The organism is Brenneria corticis (genome assembly GCF_003115855.1).
Classification (GTDB): domain Bacteria; phylum Pseudomonadota; class Gammaproteobacteria; order Enterobacterales; family Enterobacteriaceae; genus Brenneria; species Brenneria corticis.
Genome location: NZ_KZ819076.1, coordinates 82,058 through 97,679 on the forward strand (window position 1 = coordinate 82,058; position 15,622 = coordinate 97,679).

Here is a 15,622-nt window from a genome sequence, read left to right on the forward strand (position 1 = left end):
CGAAATATCAATAAAGGAGACATTGTGAAGCTAAAAGTATTGGCATTGGCCGCTATGGTCGGTTTAAGCGCCCCGGCTGTCGGGCTGGCCGCGGAATTGCCGGACGGCCCGCATATTGTGACGTCGGGCACCTCCAGCGTTGATGCCACGCCGGATATCGCCCGTCTGGCGATTGAAGTCAGCGTGTCGTCCAAAGATGCCGCGGATGCGAAAAAGCAGGTTGATGCCCGTGTCGCCCAGTATTTTGATTTTCTGGGGAAAAACGGCATTGAAAAGAAAGATATCAATGCGGCCAACTTACGCACCCAACCCGAATATGATTACCAGAAGACCGGCGGTTCGGTGCTGAAGGGGTATCGCGCGGTGCGTCAGGTCGAGGTGACGCTGCGCCAGCTGGATAAGCTGAATGAGCTGCTGGATGGCGCGCTGAAGTCCGGTCTGAATGAAATCCGCACCGTCGATCTGGGGGTGGCCAATCCGGATACCTACCGCGACGAGGCGCGCAAAAAGGCCATTGAGCAGGCGACCAGTCAGGCGCAATCCCTGGCTCAGGGATTTAACGCCAAGCTCGGACCGATTTACAGTATTCGCTACCACGTCGCCAACTATCAGCCGATGCCGGTGGCCCGGATGTTTAAAACGGCGGATGTGGCGACTCAAAGCGAAGCGGCGCAAACCTATGAACAGCAAACCATCCATTTTGACGATCAGGTCGATGTGGTGTTTGAACTGCAGCGTAATCCGTAAGCGAACGACGTTTAAGACTGTCGTAGCACCTGATGTCCGTGCGCCAGCAGGGCATCGGTAACCTTTCTCATCATCCTGCTTTCCGGGGCGAAGCGGTGCCAGTAGAGCATACGGCGCTGAAACAGCCCCGGCGTCAGATCAATCAGTTCGTTGTCGGCCAGCTCTTTCTCGATTTGCAGATGCGGGATCATACAACAGGTGGTGCCCTGGCGGGCCAGCTGCACGAAGGCTTCTGAAGAGTTCACGATATGGCAGGGTACGCTGCCGGGGGATAAGTCGAAGTTTTGCTGCAGGAATGCCTGATGCATATCATCGAGATGATCGAATGCCACCGCCGGCGCGCGCAGCAGCGCCGAGCGCGTCACGCCGTTGGGAAAATAGCGGGCGGCGAAAGCGGGTGAGGCGACAAACAGGTAGTCCAGGGCGCCCAGTTTATCCACCAGACAGCTTGGCAGCGGCTGCGGCTGAATACTCACCGCGCCCACCACTTCGCCGCGGCGTAATCTTTCCTGGGTCCGGGTTTCGTCCTCCACCTGCAGGTTGAGCCGGATGGGCGAGTCCGCCAGCACCGGCTGCAGGGCCGGCAGCAGCCAGGTCGCCAGACTGTCGGCGTTGATCGCCAGCGAAAGCAGCAGCGGAATATCGCTGCTGGCTTCATTACCCAGCCACTCTTCTTCCAGCAGCTCGACCTGATGCAGCAGCGCCAACAGTTTCTGCCCTTGCTCTGTGGGGCGGGGAGGAATGGTCCTGACTAACAACGGCTGACCGAACAGATTTTCGAGTTGCTTGATGCGCTGGGATACCGCCGATTGCGTGATGCATAACTTCTGCGCGGCGCGTTCAAAACCCCGTTCGCGGATAACGGCGTCCAAAGCCTGAAGCGTTCGATAGTCCGGGCGTTTCATGAAAGTCAAAATTCCTCTGAACGAAATCTGTTTTTTTCACTATGCCACATTTTGCGCTTTCCCATGCAGAAATCTTATATACCTGCGGCGTCGATAAAATAATGCGCCGACGGCGGGGGGAATTTACGCCATTTCCCCGCACGGGTGTTCTATAATACGCACACGTTTTCGTACTTTCGTAGCTATGGGCCTGAAACAGACTATGACACAGGATGAACTGAAAAAAGCAGTTGGCTGGGCGGCGCTTGATTACGTTCGCCCCGATACCATTGTTGGGGTGGGAACCGGTTCGACCGCCGCGCATTTTATCGATGCGCTGGGGTCGATCAAACAGCAGATTACCGGCGCGGTATCCAGCTCCGATGCCTCGACGGCCAAACTGAAAAGCCTGGGGATCCCGGTTTTTGACTGTAACGAGGTGGATTCCCTGGATGTGTACGTCGACGGCGCGGACGAGATCAACGGGCACATGCAGATGATAAAGGGCGGCGGCGCGGCGCTGACCCGGGAAAAAATCATTGCCGCCATCGCCCGTCAGTTTATCTGCATTGTCGATGAGTCAAAACAGGTTGACGTGCTGGGTAAATTTCCGCTGCCGGTTGAGGTGATCCCGATGGCCAGGGCTTACGTGGCGCGTGAACTGGCCAAGATGGGCGGACAGCCGGAATATCGTCAGGGCGTGGTGACCGACAACGGCAATATTATCCTCGATGTTCACAACCTGAACATTATGGATGCGGTTGCCGTTGAGAATCACATTAACGGCATTGCCGGCGTCGTCACCGTAGGGCTGTTCGCCAACCGCGGCGCGGATGTGGCGCTGGTCGGTACCTCGACGGGGGTGAAAACGGTCAGGTAACGCTCCCGCCGTGCCGGGCGTGGGCGGATTGCCGCGCCTGAAAATTTTTTGTATAAAAATGCATTTGTCGTCAACAGCTCATTTTTGGCACTTAATATCACTTTTTCTTATTTTATTTGTCGTCGATATGGCGATGTGTCTATTTAGCCATATTTTTTGCCGGAAATGTCGAGCGCTCCTCCCACGAGCGGTACGAGGGAGGCAATCGTTTGTATTGAAGACGGCGTAATTTTTGTTATGTTGGCAGAGGCTGTTTAGCAAACTGCCGCATCTGAAGTCTGAAAATAAGGTCGGGAAATGGCAAAGGTATCATTAGAAAAAGATAAGATTAAGTTTCTGTTCGTTGAAGGCGTGCATCAGAGCGCGCTGGAAAATCTGCGTGCCGCGGGTTACACCAACATCGAATATCACAAAGGCGCACTGGAGCCGGAAGCGTTGAAGGCCTCCATCCGCGACGCGCATTTCGTCGGTATTCGCTCGCGTACGCACCTGACGGAAGACGTTTTCGCCGCCGCTGAAAAACTGATTGCGGTCGGCTGTTTTTGTATCGGTACCAATCAGGTTGAACTGCCGTCGGCGACAAAACGCGGTATTCCGGTATTCAACGCGCCTTTTTCCAATACCCGCTCGGTAGCTGAGATGGTGCTCGGCGAAATGCTGCTGCTGCTGCGCGGCATTCCGGCGGCGAATGCCAAAGCGCACCGCGGCGTCTGGCACAAGCTGGCCGTCGGCTCCTATGAGGCGCGCGGCAAGAAGCTGGGCATCATCGGCTACGGCCATATCGGTACGCAGCTGGGCATTCTGGCGGAAAGCCTGGGTATGCACGTTTATTTCTATGATATCGAAAGTAAGCTCCCGCTGGGGAATGCCCAGCAGGTTCGCCATCTTTCCGATCTGCTGAATATGAGCGATGTGGTCAGCCTGCACGTGCCGGAAACGGAAAGCACCCAGAATATGATGGGGGCCGAAGAGCTGGCGCTGATGAAGCCGGGTTCGATTCTGATTAACGCGTCGCGCGGTACGGTGGTTGATATCGCCGCGCTGTCCGAGGCGTTGACCAGCAAGCATATCGTCGGCGCGGCGATCGACGTCTTCCCGCAAGAGCCGGCATCCAACAGCGAGCCGTTCCTGTCACCGCTATGCGAGTTTGATAACGTGTTGCTGACGCCGCATATTGGTGGTTCAACGCAGGAAGCTCAGGAAAATATCGGTGACGAAGTCGCCGGAAAGCTGGCTAAATATTCGGACAATGGCTCCACGCTGTCCGCGGTCAACTTTCCTGAGGTTTCGCTGCCCGTTCATGGCGAACGCGCCCGCCTGCTGCACATTCATGAAAATCGCCCTGGCGTTATCACCAAGATTAACCAGATTTTTGCCGAACAGGGCATCAATATCGCGGCGCAGTATTTGCAAACCAGCGCGGAGATTGGTTATGTGGTGATTGATGTTGAAACTGACTGCGCGCACACGGCGTTGCAATTGATGAAGGCGATACCCGGCACTATCCGCGCCCGTCTGTTGTACTGATAAGTTTAGTTTGCCGACAAAGCTGTCTGTGAGTCTGAGATACACGGGCCTACCGTACCGAGGGGCGCTCCGGCGGCTTACGCCGCTACGGCCCCTCGCCACGCTCTCCCTAATATCAAACTTTATTCAGCGGTCTGTGACCAGCCCCTCCCCGGGGCTGGTGTTTCCCCGTCAGAAGGCAATAACCACCTTGCCGCGCATATGTCCTTCCAGCACTTTCCGATGAGCCTGGCGTAGCGTTTCAACGCTCAGCCCCTGCAAGGTTTCGCTTGCCGTTCCCTGTAATTTTCCCGTATCGACCAAATGGGCGACCTCCTGCAGAATTTCTCCCTGCCGGCTGATATCGGGCGTGTTGAACATGCTGCGGGTAAACATGAATTCCCAATGCAGCGCGGCGCTTTTCAGCTTCAGGGCGTTTTGATCGAGCGGATGCTGATTTTCCACGATGGTGCAGACGTGTCCCAGCGGGGCGATCAGTTTGCCGATGGCATCCCAGTGGCCGTCGGTATCATTCAGGCAGAAAATATAGTCCACCTGTTTGATGCCTTCTTTTTCCAGCCCGTCAACCAGATGGCGATAATCGACCACCAGATGCGCCCCGCGCTGGCGACACCATTCCGCCGAATCAGGGCGCGACGCCGTGGCGATGATTTTTACCGGGCTGCGCAGGGCGGCAAGCGAAATCGCCAGCGATCCTACGCCGCCGGCCCCGCCGATAATCAGCAGAGTTTTTTCTTCATCCGCCTGCTGGATTTTCAGATGTTCAAATAAGCCTTCCCAGGCGGTAAGGGAGGTGAGCGGCAACGCCGCGGCCGCGGGCCAGTCCAGCGAGACGGGTTTATGCGCCGCGATGCGGGCGTCGATCAACTGATAGGTACTGTTACTGCCGGGGCGGGTAATGTCGCCGGCGTACCATACTTCGTCGCCCACTCTGAAATTGCCGACGGCGTTGCCGGTTTTCACCACCACGCCGCTGGCGTCCCAGCCGAGGATGCGCGGCTGTTGTAAGCCGTTTTGGCGCAGCCCGGCATGCACTTTGGTATCGACCGGATTAACGGAAACCGCTTTGACCTCCACCAGAAGATCGTATTCGCCCGGCTCGGGGATTTCCTGGGTAATGGTGATAAAGTTTTCCGGCTGCCGGGGGTCGACGGCTATCGCATGAGCGGTCATGGTGTGCTCCTCTTTGGGTTTATTGCTGCACATGTCTTTGCTTAATACACAGTGTAGAACGGCATTATGCCGGGAGGATAACGCGTTTCTTCGATCATCGCTCCAGAGGGGAGAGCAAAACGGCCCGCGAGCGCGGGCCGCCGGGCATTTTACTTGGCGATCTTTTTGTATTTGATGCGGTGCGGTTCCAGAGCGTCGGCGCCGAGCGTGCGCTTCTTGTACTCTTCGTATTCGGTAAAGTTGCCTTCGAAGAACTCCACTTTCCCCTCATCCTGATAATCCAGAATGTGGGTGGCGATGCGGTCGAGGAACCAGCGGTCGTGCGAGATCACCATGGCGCAGCCGGGGAATTCCAGCAGGGCGTTTTCCAGCGCGCGCAGGGTTTCGATATCCAGGTCGTTGGTGGGTTCGTCAAGCAGCAGGACGTTGCCGCCCACCTGCAACAGCTTCGCCAGATGCAGACGGCCGCGCTCGCCGCCGGAGAGTTCGCCGACGCGTTTACCCTGGTCGACTCCTTTGAAGTTGAAGCGGCCCACGTAGGCGCGGCTCGGCATCTCGGTGCTGCCGATACGCATGATATCCTGCCCGCCGGAAACCTCTTCCCACACGGTTTTGCTGTTGTCCATCGCGTCGCGGAACTGATCGACCGACGCCAGCTTCACCGTTTCGCCCAGCTCTATGGTGCCGCTATCCGGTTGCTCCTGGCCGGACATCATGCGGAACAGCGTCGATTTACCGGCGCCGTTCGGCCCGATGATCCCGACAATCGCCCCTTTCGGCACCGAGAAGGAGAGCCCGTCGATCAGCTGGCGTTCGCCATAGGATTTGCTCAGGCCGGCGACGTCAACCACTTTATCGCCCAGGCGCGGACCCGGTGGAATAAACAGTTCGTTGGTTTCGTTACGTTTCTGGTATTCCGTGCTGTTAAGCTCCTCAAAGCGCGCCAGACGCGCCTTGCCCTTGGACTGGCGGCCTTTGGCTCCCTGACGCACCCACTCCAGCTCTTTCTCGATGGATTTACGCCGCGCCGCTTCGGCGGAGGCTTCCTGCGCCAGACGCTGATCTTTCTGCTCCAGCCAGGAAGAGTAGTTGCCTTCCCAGGGAATGCCTTCGCCGCGGTCCAGTTCCAGAATCCAGCCCGCGACGTTATCAAGAAAGTAACGGTCGTGGGTGATGGCCACCACGGTGCCCTCGAAGTCGTGCAGGAAGCGCTCCAGCCAGGCCACGGATTCCGCATCCAGGTGGTTGGTCGGTTCATCCAGCAGCAGCATATCCGGTTTTTCCAGCAGCAGGCGGCACAGCGCCACGCGGCGGCGCTCGCCGCCGGAAAGGTTGGCGACTTTGGCGTCCCAGTCCGGCAGGCGCAGCGCATCCGCCGCCCGCTCCAACTGGTTGTTCAGGTTGTGGCCGTCGTGGGCCTGGATGATCTCTTCCAGTTTGCCCTGCTCGGCGGCCAGTTTATCGAAATCCGCATCCGGTTCGGCGTACAGGGCATACACTTCATCCAGACGTTTCAGCGCCGTCACCACTTCGGCTACGGCTTCCTCAACCGATTCGCGCACGCTGTGCTCCGCGTTGAGCTGCGGCTCCTGCGGCAGATAGCCGATTTTGATGCCGGGCTGCGGGCGGGCCTCGCCTTCGATGTCCTTATCGATGCCGGCCATAATGCGCAGCAGCGTCGATTTACCGGCTCCGTTCAGGCCCAGCACGCCGATCTTGGCGCCGGGGAAAAAGCTGAGGGAGATGTTTTTCAGAATATGACGCTTCGGCGGAACGACTTTACCGACGCGATGCATGGTATAAACATATTGAGCCACGTTGCGACTTCGCCTCTTTCTGTCTGTGTTGTATTGACACGATGATTTATGCGCCGCGCGTGGGCGGCCGTGTCGGGAACTTCACCGCACAGGATGACGCCTCTGCGGCGGATCGATCATTCAGATCCCGGAGTGTAGCCGGTTTCGGCGCCCGATCCCAGCTATCCGGGCATTTGCCGTGATGGGTAGATGGCGCAGCCGCCTCGGTTGAGGAAAAGATGCGCTTGGCGCGGCATTCTTCCCGATTGGCATGTCGTTGTTTTGTATGATGTGCCACACTTGAACAGTGCCAACAGGACCACGGCGATGTTGGCACAAGCGGTTTGATGGCGTTGATATTTTGCGTCATGTCGATAACGGATGAGGTTAACGCAGGTTATGGTTAAAGCGGGTCATTGGTGGTACGCCATTGCGGCGGTATGTCTGGCGGGAGCTTCGGTTTACGCGCAGGCGGATTCTCTGGACGAGCAGCGTCAGCGTTATCAGCAGGTTAAACAGGCGTGGGATAGCAATCAGCTGGACGTCGTGGCGCGGGTTATGCCGACGCTGCGCGACTATCCGCTCTATCCTTATCTGGAATACCGTTCGCTGACGCAGGATTTGAGCCAGGTCAGCCCCTCGCAGGTGCAACAATTCATCGCCACTCATCCCACGTTGCCGCCGGCGCGTAATCTGCACACCAGCTTTGTCAATGAGCTGGCGCGCCGTCAGGACTGGCAAGGGCTATTGGCTTTCAGCCCCCAGCCGCCGAAGCCGGTGGCGGCGCGCTGTAATTTCTATTATGCGCAGTGGGCGACCGGGCAGCGTCAGGGCGTATGGGATGCCACCCGCGATATCTGGCTGACGGGACGTTCGCTGCCCGCCGTCTGCGACAAACTGTTCGCCGTCTGGCAACAGGCGGGCGAACAGACGCCGCTGACGACGCTGGAGCGGATGCGGCTGGCGATGAACGAAGGCAGCTGCGGGCTGGTGAGCTATCTCGCCAGACAGCTTCCCGACGATTACCAAACCATTAGCGACGCCCTGTTGAAGCTGCAAAGCGATCCGAACACGCTGGAAAGTTTTGCCCGCTCGACGGGGCCGACCGACTTTACCCGTAAAGTCACGCTGTCCGCCTTCAGTCGCGTGGCCCGTCAGGATGCGGATAACGCCCGTTCCATGCTGCCGGTGCTGGTTCGCCTGCAAAAACTGAGCGCGGAGGAGCGCCAGGGAATGGAGGAAACCATCGCCTGGCGGCTGATGGGCAATGACGCTACTGTGCAACAGGCCGGCTGGCGCGATGAGGTGGTGCGGCGCAGCGCTTCCACCTCTTTGCTGGAGCGGCGGGTGCGCATGGCGCTGGGAACCGGGGACCGGCAGGGGTTGGCGGTCTGGCTGGCGCGATTGCCGGCGGAGGCGCGGCAGAAGGATGAATGGCGTTACTGGCAGGCCGCTTTGCTGCTGGATCAGGGGAAACGCCAGGAAGGGGAAACCTTGCTGCGCACGCTGATGGCGGAGCGCGGATTCTACCCCATGGTGGCGGCGCAGAAATTGCGTGAAGCCTACCCGATAACCATAAAAGTCGCCGTCAGGCCGGATCGCGCCTTAGCGCAGCGGCCGGAGGTCGCCCGCGTGCGGGAACTGATGTTCTGGCGCATGGACAACCTGGCGCGCGGCGAGTGGGTGGGGCTGGTGGCCGGCAGCACGCCGTCGCAGCAGGAGGCGCTGGCGCGCTACGCGTTCGAGCAGCGCTGGGCCGACTTAAGCGTGCAGGCCACCATCGTCGCCAAGCTGTGGGATCATCTGGAAGAGCGCTTCCCGCTGGCCTGGAACGACGAATTCCTGCGCGCCACGCAGGATAAAGGCATCAGCCAGAGTTACGCCATGGCGATAGCCCGCCAGGAGAGCGCCTGGAATCCGCAGGCTCGCTCCCCTGTCGGCGCCTCGGGGCTGATGCAGCTGATGCCGGCGACGGCGCAGCAGACGGCGAAGATGAGCAATATCGCCGGCTACGGCAACAGCAGCCAGCTGTTTGACCCGCAGACGAATATCCTGCTGGGAACCAGTTATCTGGAGTATGTCTATCAGACCTTCGGCCGCAACCGGATTCTGGCCTCGGCCGCCTATAATGCGGGGCCCTCACGCGTTAATACCTGGCTGAGAAACAGCGCGGGACGCATCGATCCCGTGGCGTTTATTGAGAGTATTCCGTTCTCCGAAACGCGCGGATATGTGAAAAACGTGCTGGCCTATGATGTTTTTTATCGTCACTTCCTGCGCCAGTCCGCCAGCGTGCTGACCGATGCGGAATGGCAGCGGCGCTATTGAGCGCGACCGGGCGATCATTTTGCGCAACTTGTGTTATGCTGCCGTACTAGTTAAATAGTATGGCAGCCCTGTTATGACCCCGTTATCCATTAACGATCCCGCGCTCTCCGCGCAGGACAATAAAGACTGGCTACGTTTTGTGGCGCTGTTGCGGCAGTCAATAAACGAAGACCTTCATCTGCCGTTATTACAGCTGATGTTGACCGCGGACGAACGCGCCGCGCTGGGCACGCGGGTACGTATCGTTCAGGAACTGATACGTGGCGAAATGAGTCAGCGTGAGTTGAAAAATGAACTGGGGGCGGGGATCGCCACCATCACCCGGGGGTCGAACAGCCTGAAGGCCGCGCCTCCCGCACTGAAAAACTGGCTGGAAGCGCAATTGCTGCCCGAAGATAAATACCGGGGCGACGAAGGTTAATTTACGATCTGTATCGGCGTCTGGTAGATAGGATTATGGAACGGGACCAGCGCCAGCAACAGCGCCTGATGATAAACGCTGGCGCGCGACAGTTTGCCGTCGGTGAAAACGCCGATTGCGCCGCCCTGGCGCTTGATATCCAGAATTCCCGTCAGTCGCGCCATTTCATCGCCTAATTCTCTCCCCTCGCGGATACCCTGTAATATACTTTCAGGCAGAACCAGGCTGGCGGAACGTGATTCACCGCGCTGGCGGGGGTTTTCAACCACCATCCAGGCGAAGGTCATATGTTCTTCTATTCCGGCCTCGACGCCAACCCAGAAATCGGCTTCCGGGCGTACCTGACGAGCCATCATCACCCGGTTTCTGGCCCCGGTGCGGGTTTCAACCGAGCCGAGCGGTTGGCGTGGAACGCCGCTGTCGACATCGACGCCCTCGATACGGCAATTGTCTGCGCCAAAGACATCCGTGAATGCTAAAGTAATAGCTTCAATTTTTGCCGGGTTGGTGGTCGCAGCTACAACGTGATACATAACGGTTTTATACTCTTTAGTTAATTTGACGCAGTATAACGGAAAATAACCATGTTACAGGTATATCTTGTTCGCCACGGCGAAACGGAATGGAATGTGGCGCGACGTATTCAAGGGCACTCCGACAGCGCGCTAACGCCGAGGGGGGAGCACCAGGCGCAGCAGGTTGCGGAACGGGTAAAAAAATTGGGCATCACGCATATTCTTACCAGTGATTTAGGACGCACCCGCCGGACCACGGAAATTATCGCCCCGGCGTGCGGCGACTGTCAGATAATCATTGAGCCGCGCCTGCGCGAACTTAGTATGGGTATCCTGGAGGAACGGGATATTGATCTGCTGAGTCCGGAAGAGGAAGGGTGGCGTAAACAGCTGGTGGATGGCACGCCTGACGGGCGCATCCCAGAGGGCGAGTCGATGGCGGAACTGGCGGCGCGCATGCACGCGGTGCTGGACCGTTGCCTGGCGCTGCCGCAAGGGAGCCGCCCGCTGTTGGTCAGTCATGGTATGGCGCTGGGATGCCTGCTCAGCACGGTACTTGGCTTGCCCGCCTGGGCTGAGCGCCGGCTGCGTCTGCGCAACTGTTCCCTGTCACGCCTTGATTATCAACACAGTCCGTGGCTGGCCTCCGGGTGGGTGGTTGAAACGGCCGGTGATGTTTCGCATCTGGATGTTCCGGCCCTGGATGAGCTACAGCGATGACGATGAGCCGCTGATTGGAATCAGGTATTCACAGCGGATGATCTCCGGCGGGCCGTTTTTGGTTTCTTTCGCTTCATCCGTGGGATGGAAGCGTTCGATATCGTATTCCTTGCGGCGGACAAGCTTGAGCGTCGGCAAACAGGTGTCATACAGGGTGACGATAAAGTCCTGTAGCCCGTCCGTCGGACCTTCATAGATAAACAGCGCATACTCCCCGCCGGGCAGGGTGATGGATTCCCCGGGATGTGCGCCTTCGGGCAAATGCCGAGGCTCCAGCGCGGTGGTATAGAGAACGTCATGCTCGTCATCTTTCTCTTTATTGGGCCGCGAGTGATGCAGGCCGTAAAGCACCGGCGGAACGATTTTGGCTTCGCCGAGAAACTGACGCCAGTAGTGGACGCGGATTTCGGTGCGGAAATTACAAATCTGCTCCAGGCTACAGTTGTAGGACTGCGTCATCCCCACCAGTTGGGTTTCCGGCAGCGTAACAAACTGCGGTTGCGGCAGGGTAAACTCGCCAAGCCGGATCGGCGGATGGATGCCATGGGTGTCCCAGTTATCGGAACGCCGATAGGATGCGGGCGTTTGTGCAAACTGCTTTTTGAATGCGCGAGTGAAGGTTTGCTGAGAATCGAAGCGATATTGCAGGGCGATATCAAGGATCGGTCTGCTGGTCAGACACAGCGCCACGGCGGCTTTGGTTAGCCGGCGGGCGCGGATGTAAGAACCAATCGCATGTCCGGTGACATCTTTAAACATTCTTTGTAAATGCCATTTGGAATAACCTGCTTTTGCCGCCACATGATCGAGTGATAACGGTTGATCGAGATGGCTTTCCAGCCAGTTAAGCAGGTCACGTATGATACTGGCTTGATCCATAGAAGATCTTCCTCATAAAACACACTGAGCACTAAACGTATGGAGAGCCTGCATCATAGCAATTTTTTTACATTGGCACTGCCTAAGATTTTGACGATCTTCGGTTGGTTATTCAAATAATACAAATTGGGCAGCGGTGGGGAACGCCCTTCCATCATGCGGATATTAATCACTGATGATGAGTAATCTGAGAGTAGGAATATGAACAAAAAGTTTATGCTGAGCGTTGGTTTATTGATGTTGTCTGTGAACGCGGTTCAGGCCGAAGAGGTCGGCTCCGTCGATACCACCTTTAAGCTGCTGGGGCCGGACCACAAGATCGTGCTGGAAGCCTTTGACGATCCTGATGTGGATAACGTGACCTGCTACATCAGCCGGGCGAAAACCGGCGGCATCAAGGGCGGGCTGGGGCTGGCGGAGGATACGGCGGACGCGGCGATTTCCTGTCAGCAGGTCGGGCCGATCGCGCTGAGCGATAAAATAAAAAACGGCGGCAAGAGAGGGGTGGTGGTGTTCCAGAAACGCACCTCGCTGGTGTTTAAAAAATTGCAGGTGGTGCGCTTTTACGATGGCAAACGCAATGCGCTGATCTATCTGGCCTATTCCGATCGTCTGGTGGAAGGGTCGCCGAAAAACGCGTTAAGCGCCGTGCCGGTGATGCCGTGGGCGCGGAGTGATGGCGGGGAGTAGCGGGAAAACCATCGGCGGCGCAAGAGGAACGGCCGAAGCAGAGACTACCCTGCTTCGACCGAGGGGAGTCACTCTTCCAGGTCGCCGCAGAAGCGGTAACCTTCGCCGTGGATGGTGGCGATAATTTCCGGCGTATCGGCGGTGGATTCAAAATGTTTGCGGATGCGGCGGATGGTGACGTCGACCGTACGGTCGTGAGGCTTCAACTCGCGCCCGGTCATTTTCTTCAGCAGCTCCGCGCGGGATTGAATCTTGCCCGGGTTTTCACAGAAATGCAGCATGGCGCGGAATTCACTGCGCGGCAGCTTGTATTGCTCGCCCGTGGGGCTGACCAGCGAACGGCTGTTGATATCCAGCTCCCAACCGTTAAAGCGATAGCTTTCAACCAAACGGCGCTCTTCCGTACCGCCGCCCAGATTCATGGTGCGCGATAGCAGGTTACGGGCGCGGATGGTTAACTCTCGGGGGTTGAACGGCTTGGTGATATAGTCATCGGCACCGATTTCCAAACCAAGAATTTTGTCCACTTCGTTGTCGCGACCGGTCAGGAACATCAGCGCGACGCTGGCTTGTTCACGCAGCTCACGCGCCAATAGCAAACCGTTCTTACCTGGCAGATTGATATCCATAATCACCAGGTTAATGTCGTTCTCGGACAAAATGTGATGCATTTCTGCACCGTCTGTGGCCTCGTGAACCAGGTATCCTTCCGCCTCAAAAATACTTTTGAGGGTATTGCGAGTTACCAACTCGTCTTCAACAATAAGAATGTGCGGCGTCTGCATGTTTGCTACCTAAAATTGCCAACTAAAATAATAAAGAGAAGTACAGAAGTCGCTGTTATCATTGGAGTTTTTAGGTAAAAAGTCACCATCTCACTCAACATTGGACTAAAGTACGTAAATGCGTTCTTGATGCACATTTCACCTGCACGAAAATACGCTAAACAGGCGACAGCGGAGCCAGCCTAACAGAGCTCAAAGTGGTGCACAGTTTAACCTTATTAACAGCAACATAACAGTAAACACTGATTTTGCTGGCTGATAAATCTACGGTTCCATTGACATATATCAAATTTCATTGTAGCACGTTAACTATTTTGTGAAAAACACTTAGCAGAATGCCCGTTTAAGTCACAATTTAGCACTTTTTGAGAACGATTCAGCACGGCTGGTCGCCGGGGTGAATCGGGCGGTGTCGACTTCCTTTTTATTAACGGCATGATATAAATAAAATTTATCACTCAATGATTTTTACCCTGCTGAAAATTTTTTTTCCCTTGCTGTGAAAATGCATTTGGACGTTTTTGTGAATTAAATGTTTTTGCATGTTGCGGTAATGCTTTCCGCTTGATTAGCGCTGATAACGTCCTTTTGCCGGGCTTTGCGGTTCGGATAGGTCCGCGGGGCGTGCGCACGGTTTAGGGACTTCGGCTCGCCGTCAGCGGGTGCAGCACGCTGTCGACGAGCCGAGCGGTATAGTCGTGGCCGGGCCGATGGAGGACGTTATCCACGCTGCCGTATTCTACCAGGCGGCCCTCTTTTAATACCGCTACGTCGCGACACAGCTGGCTGACCACCACCAGATCGTGGCTGATAAATAAGCAACTGAACTGATATTCCCGCTGAAGTTTTTGCAGCAAATCCAGAATATGCGCCTGTACCGACACATCCAGCGCCGACGTCGGCTCATCGGCGATCAGCAGCGTCGGTTTCAGCGCCAGCGCCCGGGCGATGGCCACGCGCTGGCACTGGCCGCCGGAAAGCTGGTGCGGATAGCGCTGACGCCATTGCGCCCCCAGCCCGACCTGTTCCAGCAGGCTGTCCACCTGGGCGGCAACGGCCGCTTTACTGGCGCCGGTATGCACTTCCAGCGGCTCGGCGATGGACTGGGCGATACTGTAGCGCGGATTGAGCGAACTGCGCGGGCTTTGAAACACAAAGCCGATGGTCTGGCGAATACGCCGGATATCCTCGGTTTTTCCGCGCACCATGCTGACGTTATCGATGGTGATATCGCCCGCGCTGGGAGCGATAAGCCCCGCCAGCGCCCGTCCCAACGTCGATTTCCCCGAGCCGGACTCGCCGACAAGACCGGTAAAACAGCCCGCCTGCAGCGACAGAGAAACGTTGTCCAGCGCGTGAAAACGCTGCCTGCGGCGGCGAAATTCCACGTGCAAACCGTCAACGTTCACCCGCACCGGCGCATCGGCAAAGGCGGTCGCCGGTGGTTTTCGCTGATAGCGCGGGATGGCGGCCAGCAGGGCGCGGGTATAGTCAGCCCGCGGCTGAGAGAACAGGTCGGCGATGTCGGCGGTTTCGACGATTTCTCCCTGACGCAGCACGATCGCCCGATCGGCGATATTCGCCACCACCCCCATATCGTGGGTAATCAGCAGGATGGCAATGTCGATGCGCCGGCGAAGCTGGCGCAGCATCTGGAGGATCTCTTTCTGTATCGTGGCATCCAGCGCCGTTGTCGGCTCATCGGCGATCAGCATATCCGGATCGCAGGCCAGCGCCATGGCGATCATCACCCGCTGGCATTGGCCGCCGGAAAGCTGGTGCGGGTAGGCGTCGATACGGCCGGCGGCGTCGGGGATCTCCACCAGTTGCAGTAATTCCAGCGCACGCGCCCTGGCCGCCGCCCGGTCGTCCGCTTTCTTATGGGTGAGCAGCACTTCGACGATCTGCTCCCCGATGCTGAACACCGGATCCAGCGCCAGCCGCGGATCCTGGAAAATCATGGCGATGCGCTTGCCGCGTAACTGTTGTAATTGCCGCGGCGAGGCGTCCAGCAACGACTGGCCGGCAAAGGTCACCGTTCCGTCGATGCGGGCGCCGGCGGGCAGCAGACCGAGAATCGACAGCGCCGTCAGGCTCTTGCCCGAACCGGATTCCCCCACCAGCGCCAGCACTTCATGCCGGTACAGCTCGAAGTTGAGATTGGTCAGCGCGCGCTGGTAGCCCGACGGGTGCTGAAACCCGACGTTGAGGTCGCGCACTGTCAGTAAAGGGGACGGCTTGTCTGCGGGCATAGGCGCATTTCCTCAGGGCGATGAA

The 15,622-nt window shown here is 57.5% G+C and carries 14 protein-coding genes; 7 read left to right on the forward strand and 7 right to left on the reverse strand.

Going from position 1 to position 15,622, the window contains the following annotated elements:
- The first annotated feature begins 24 nt into the window (after positions 1-24).
- Positions 25-747, forward strand: coding sequence for an oxidative stress defense protein (locus DDT56_RS08445; RefSeq protein ID WP_210416999.1), 723 nt, complete (start codon positions 25-27; stop codon positions 745-747).
- Positions 748-758: 11 nt separating this feature from the next.
- Here DDT56_RS08445 and DDT56_RS08450 read toward each other — a convergent pair whose 3' ends face one another.
- Positions 759-1,652, reverse strand: a complete 894-nt coding sequence (locus DDT56_RS08450; RefSeq protein WP_136166016.1) for a LysR family transcriptional regulator ArgP — start codon at positions 1,650-1,652, stop codon at positions 759-761.
- Between the two features lie 202 nt (positions 1,653-1,854).
- Here DDT56_RS08450 and rpiA point away from each other — a divergent pair, with 202 nt between their 5' ends.
- Entirely contained in the window at positions 1,855-2,511 is a 657-nt protein-coding gene (gene rpiA, locus DDT56_RS08455; protein ID WP_040342857.1) for a ribose-5-phosphate isomerase RpiA, read from the forward strand.
- Between the two features lie 297 nt (positions 2,512-2,808).
- Positions 2,809-4,038, forward strand: a complete 1,230-nt coding sequence (gene serA, locus DDT56_RS08460; RefSeq protein ID WP_136166017.1) for a phosphoglycerate dehydrogenase — start codon at positions 2,809-2,811, stop codon at positions 4,036-4,038.
- 171 nt (positions 4,039-4,209) lie between these two features.
- Here serA and DDT56_RS08470 read toward each other — a convergent pair whose 3' ends face one another.
- Together DDT56_RS08470 and ettA are read right to left on the reverse strand one after the other, a co-directional pair.
- Positions 4,210-5,211, reverse strand: a complete 1,002-nt coding sequence (locus DDT56_RS08470) for a zinc-binding alcohol dehydrogenase family protein (RefSeq protein WP_136166018.1) — start codon at positions 5,209-5,211, stop codon at positions 4,210-4,212.
- A gap of 149 nt (positions 5,212-5,360) precedes the next feature.
- Positions 5,361-7,028 (reverse strand): energy-dependent translational throttle protein EttA, encoded by a 1,668-nt coding sequence (gene ettA, locus DDT56_RS08475; protein ID WP_136166019.1) that lies wholly within the window; start codon positions 7,026-7,028, stop codon positions 5,361-5,363.
- 378 nt (positions 7,029-7,406) lie between these two features.
- Between ettA and sltY the strand changes: the two genes are divergently transcribed.
- Both sltY and trpR read left to right on the forward strand, forming a co-directional pair.
- On the forward strand, positions 7,407-9,335 hold the full coding sequence (gene sltY, locus DDT56_RS08480; protein WP_136166020.1) for a murein transglycosylase: 1,929 nt from the start codon (positions 7,407-7,409) through the stop codon (positions 9,333-9,335).
- Between the two features lie 73 nt (positions 9,336-9,408).
- On the forward strand, positions 9,409-9,756 hold the full coding sequence (gene trpR / locus DDT56_RS08485) for a trp operon repressor (protein ID WP_136166021.1): 348 nt from the start codon (positions 9,409-9,411) through the stop codon (positions 9,754-9,756).
- On the opposite strand, the gene yjjX is transcribed toward trpR, so the two are convergent.
- Positions 9,753-10,289: an inosine/xanthosine triphosphatase gene (yjjX, locus tag DDT56_RS08490; RefSeq protein WP_136166022.1), complete on the reverse strand. Its 537-nt coding sequence runs from the start codon at positions 10,287-10,289 to the stop codon at positions 9,753-9,755. The two genes, trpR and yjjX, sit on opposite strands and share 4 nt — an antisense overlap.
- A 51-nt stretch (positions 10,290-10,340) precedes the next feature.
- Between yjjX and gpmB the strand changes: the two genes are divergently transcribed.
- A complete protein-coding gene (gpmB, locus tag DDT56_RS08495; RefSeq protein WP_136166023.1) occupies positions 10,341-10,991 on the forward strand; it encodes a 2,3-diphosphoglycerate-dependent phosphoglycerate mutase GpmB in 651 nt (216 codons plus the stop codon).
- On the opposite strand, the gene robA is transcribed toward gpmB, so the two are convergent.
- Positions 10,980-11,870: an MDR efflux pump AcrAB transcriptional activator RobA gene (gene robA, locus DDT56_RS08500; protein ID WP_136166024.1), complete on the reverse strand. Its 891-nt coding sequence runs from the start codon at positions 11,868-11,870 to the stop codon at positions 10,980-10,982. The genes gpmB and robA overlap by 12 nt on opposite strands.
- Before the next feature lie 201 nt (positions 11,871-12,071).
- Here robA and creA point away from each other — a divergent pair, with 201 nt between their 5' ends.
- Positions 12,072-12,560 (forward strand): protein CreA, encoded by a 489-nt coding sequence (creA, locus tag DDT56_RS08505; RefSeq protein ID WP_136166025.1) that lies wholly within the window; start codon positions 12,072-12,074, stop codon positions 12,558-12,560.
- A 68-nt stretch (positions 12,561-12,628) separates the two neighbouring features.
- Here creA and arcA read toward each other — a convergent pair whose 3' ends face one another.
- Positions 12,629-13,345, reverse strand: coding sequence for a two-component system response regulator ArcA (arcA, locus tag DDT56_RS08510; protein ID WP_136166026.1), 717 nt, complete (start codon positions 13,343-13,345; stop codon positions 12,629-12,631).
- Positions 13,346-13,980: 635 nt separating this feature from the next.
- Entirely contained in the window at positions 13,981-15,597 is a 1,617-nt protein-coding gene (locus tag DDT56_RS08515; protein ID WP_136166027.1) for a dipeptide ABC transporter ATP-binding protein, read from the reverse strand.
- Positions 15,598-15,622: the final 25 nt, after the last annotated feature.

Bases quoted from the DNA above. Each gene is read 5' to 3' on its own strand.
- yjjX (WP_136166022.1), bottom strand. From the start codon at position 10,289: ATGTATCACGTTGTAGCTGCGACCACCAACCCGGCAAAAATTGAAGCT.
- arcA (WP_136166026.1), bottom strand. From the start codon at position 13,345: ATGCAGACGCCGCACATTCTTATTGTTGAAGACGAGTTGGTAACTCGC.
- DDT56_RS08450 (WP_136166016.1), bottom strand. From the start codon at position 1,652: ATGAAACGCCCGGACTATCGAACGCTTCAGGCTTTGGACGCCGTTATC.
- serA (WP_136166017.1), top strand. From the start codon at position 2,809: ATGGCAAAGGTATCATTAGAAAAAGATAAGATTAAGTTTCTGTTCGTT.
- rpiA (WP_040342857.1), top strand. From the start codon at position 1,855: ATGACACAGGATGAACTGAAAAAAGCAGTTGGCTGGGCGGCGCTTGAT.
- robA (WP_136166024.1), bottom strand. From the start codon at position 11,870: ATGGATCAAGCCAGTATCATACGTGACCTGCTTAACTGGCTGGAAAGC.
- trpR (WP_136166021.1), top strand. From the start codon at position 9,409: ATGACCCCGTTATCCATTAACGATCCCGCGCTCTCCGCGCAGGACAAT.
- creA (WP_136166025.1), top strand. From the start codon at position 12,072: ATGAACAAAAAGTTTATGCTGAGCGTTGGTTTATTGATGTTGTCTGTG.
- gpmB (WP_136166023.1), top strand. From the start codon at position 10,341: ATGTTACAGGTATATCTTGTTCGCCACGGCGAAACGGAATGGAATGTG.
- sltY (WP_136166020.1), top strand. From the start codon at position 7,407: ATGGTTAAAGCGGGTCATTGGTGGTACGCCATTGCGGCGGTATGTCTG.
- DDT56_RS08470 (WP_136166018.1), bottom strand. From the start codon at position 5,211: ATGACCGCTCATGCGATAGCCGTCGACCCCCGGCAGCCGGAAAACTTT.
- DDT56_RS08515 (WP_136166027.1), bottom strand. From the start codon at position 15,597: ATGCCCGCAGACAAGCCGTCCCCTTTACTGACAGTGCGCGACCTCAAC.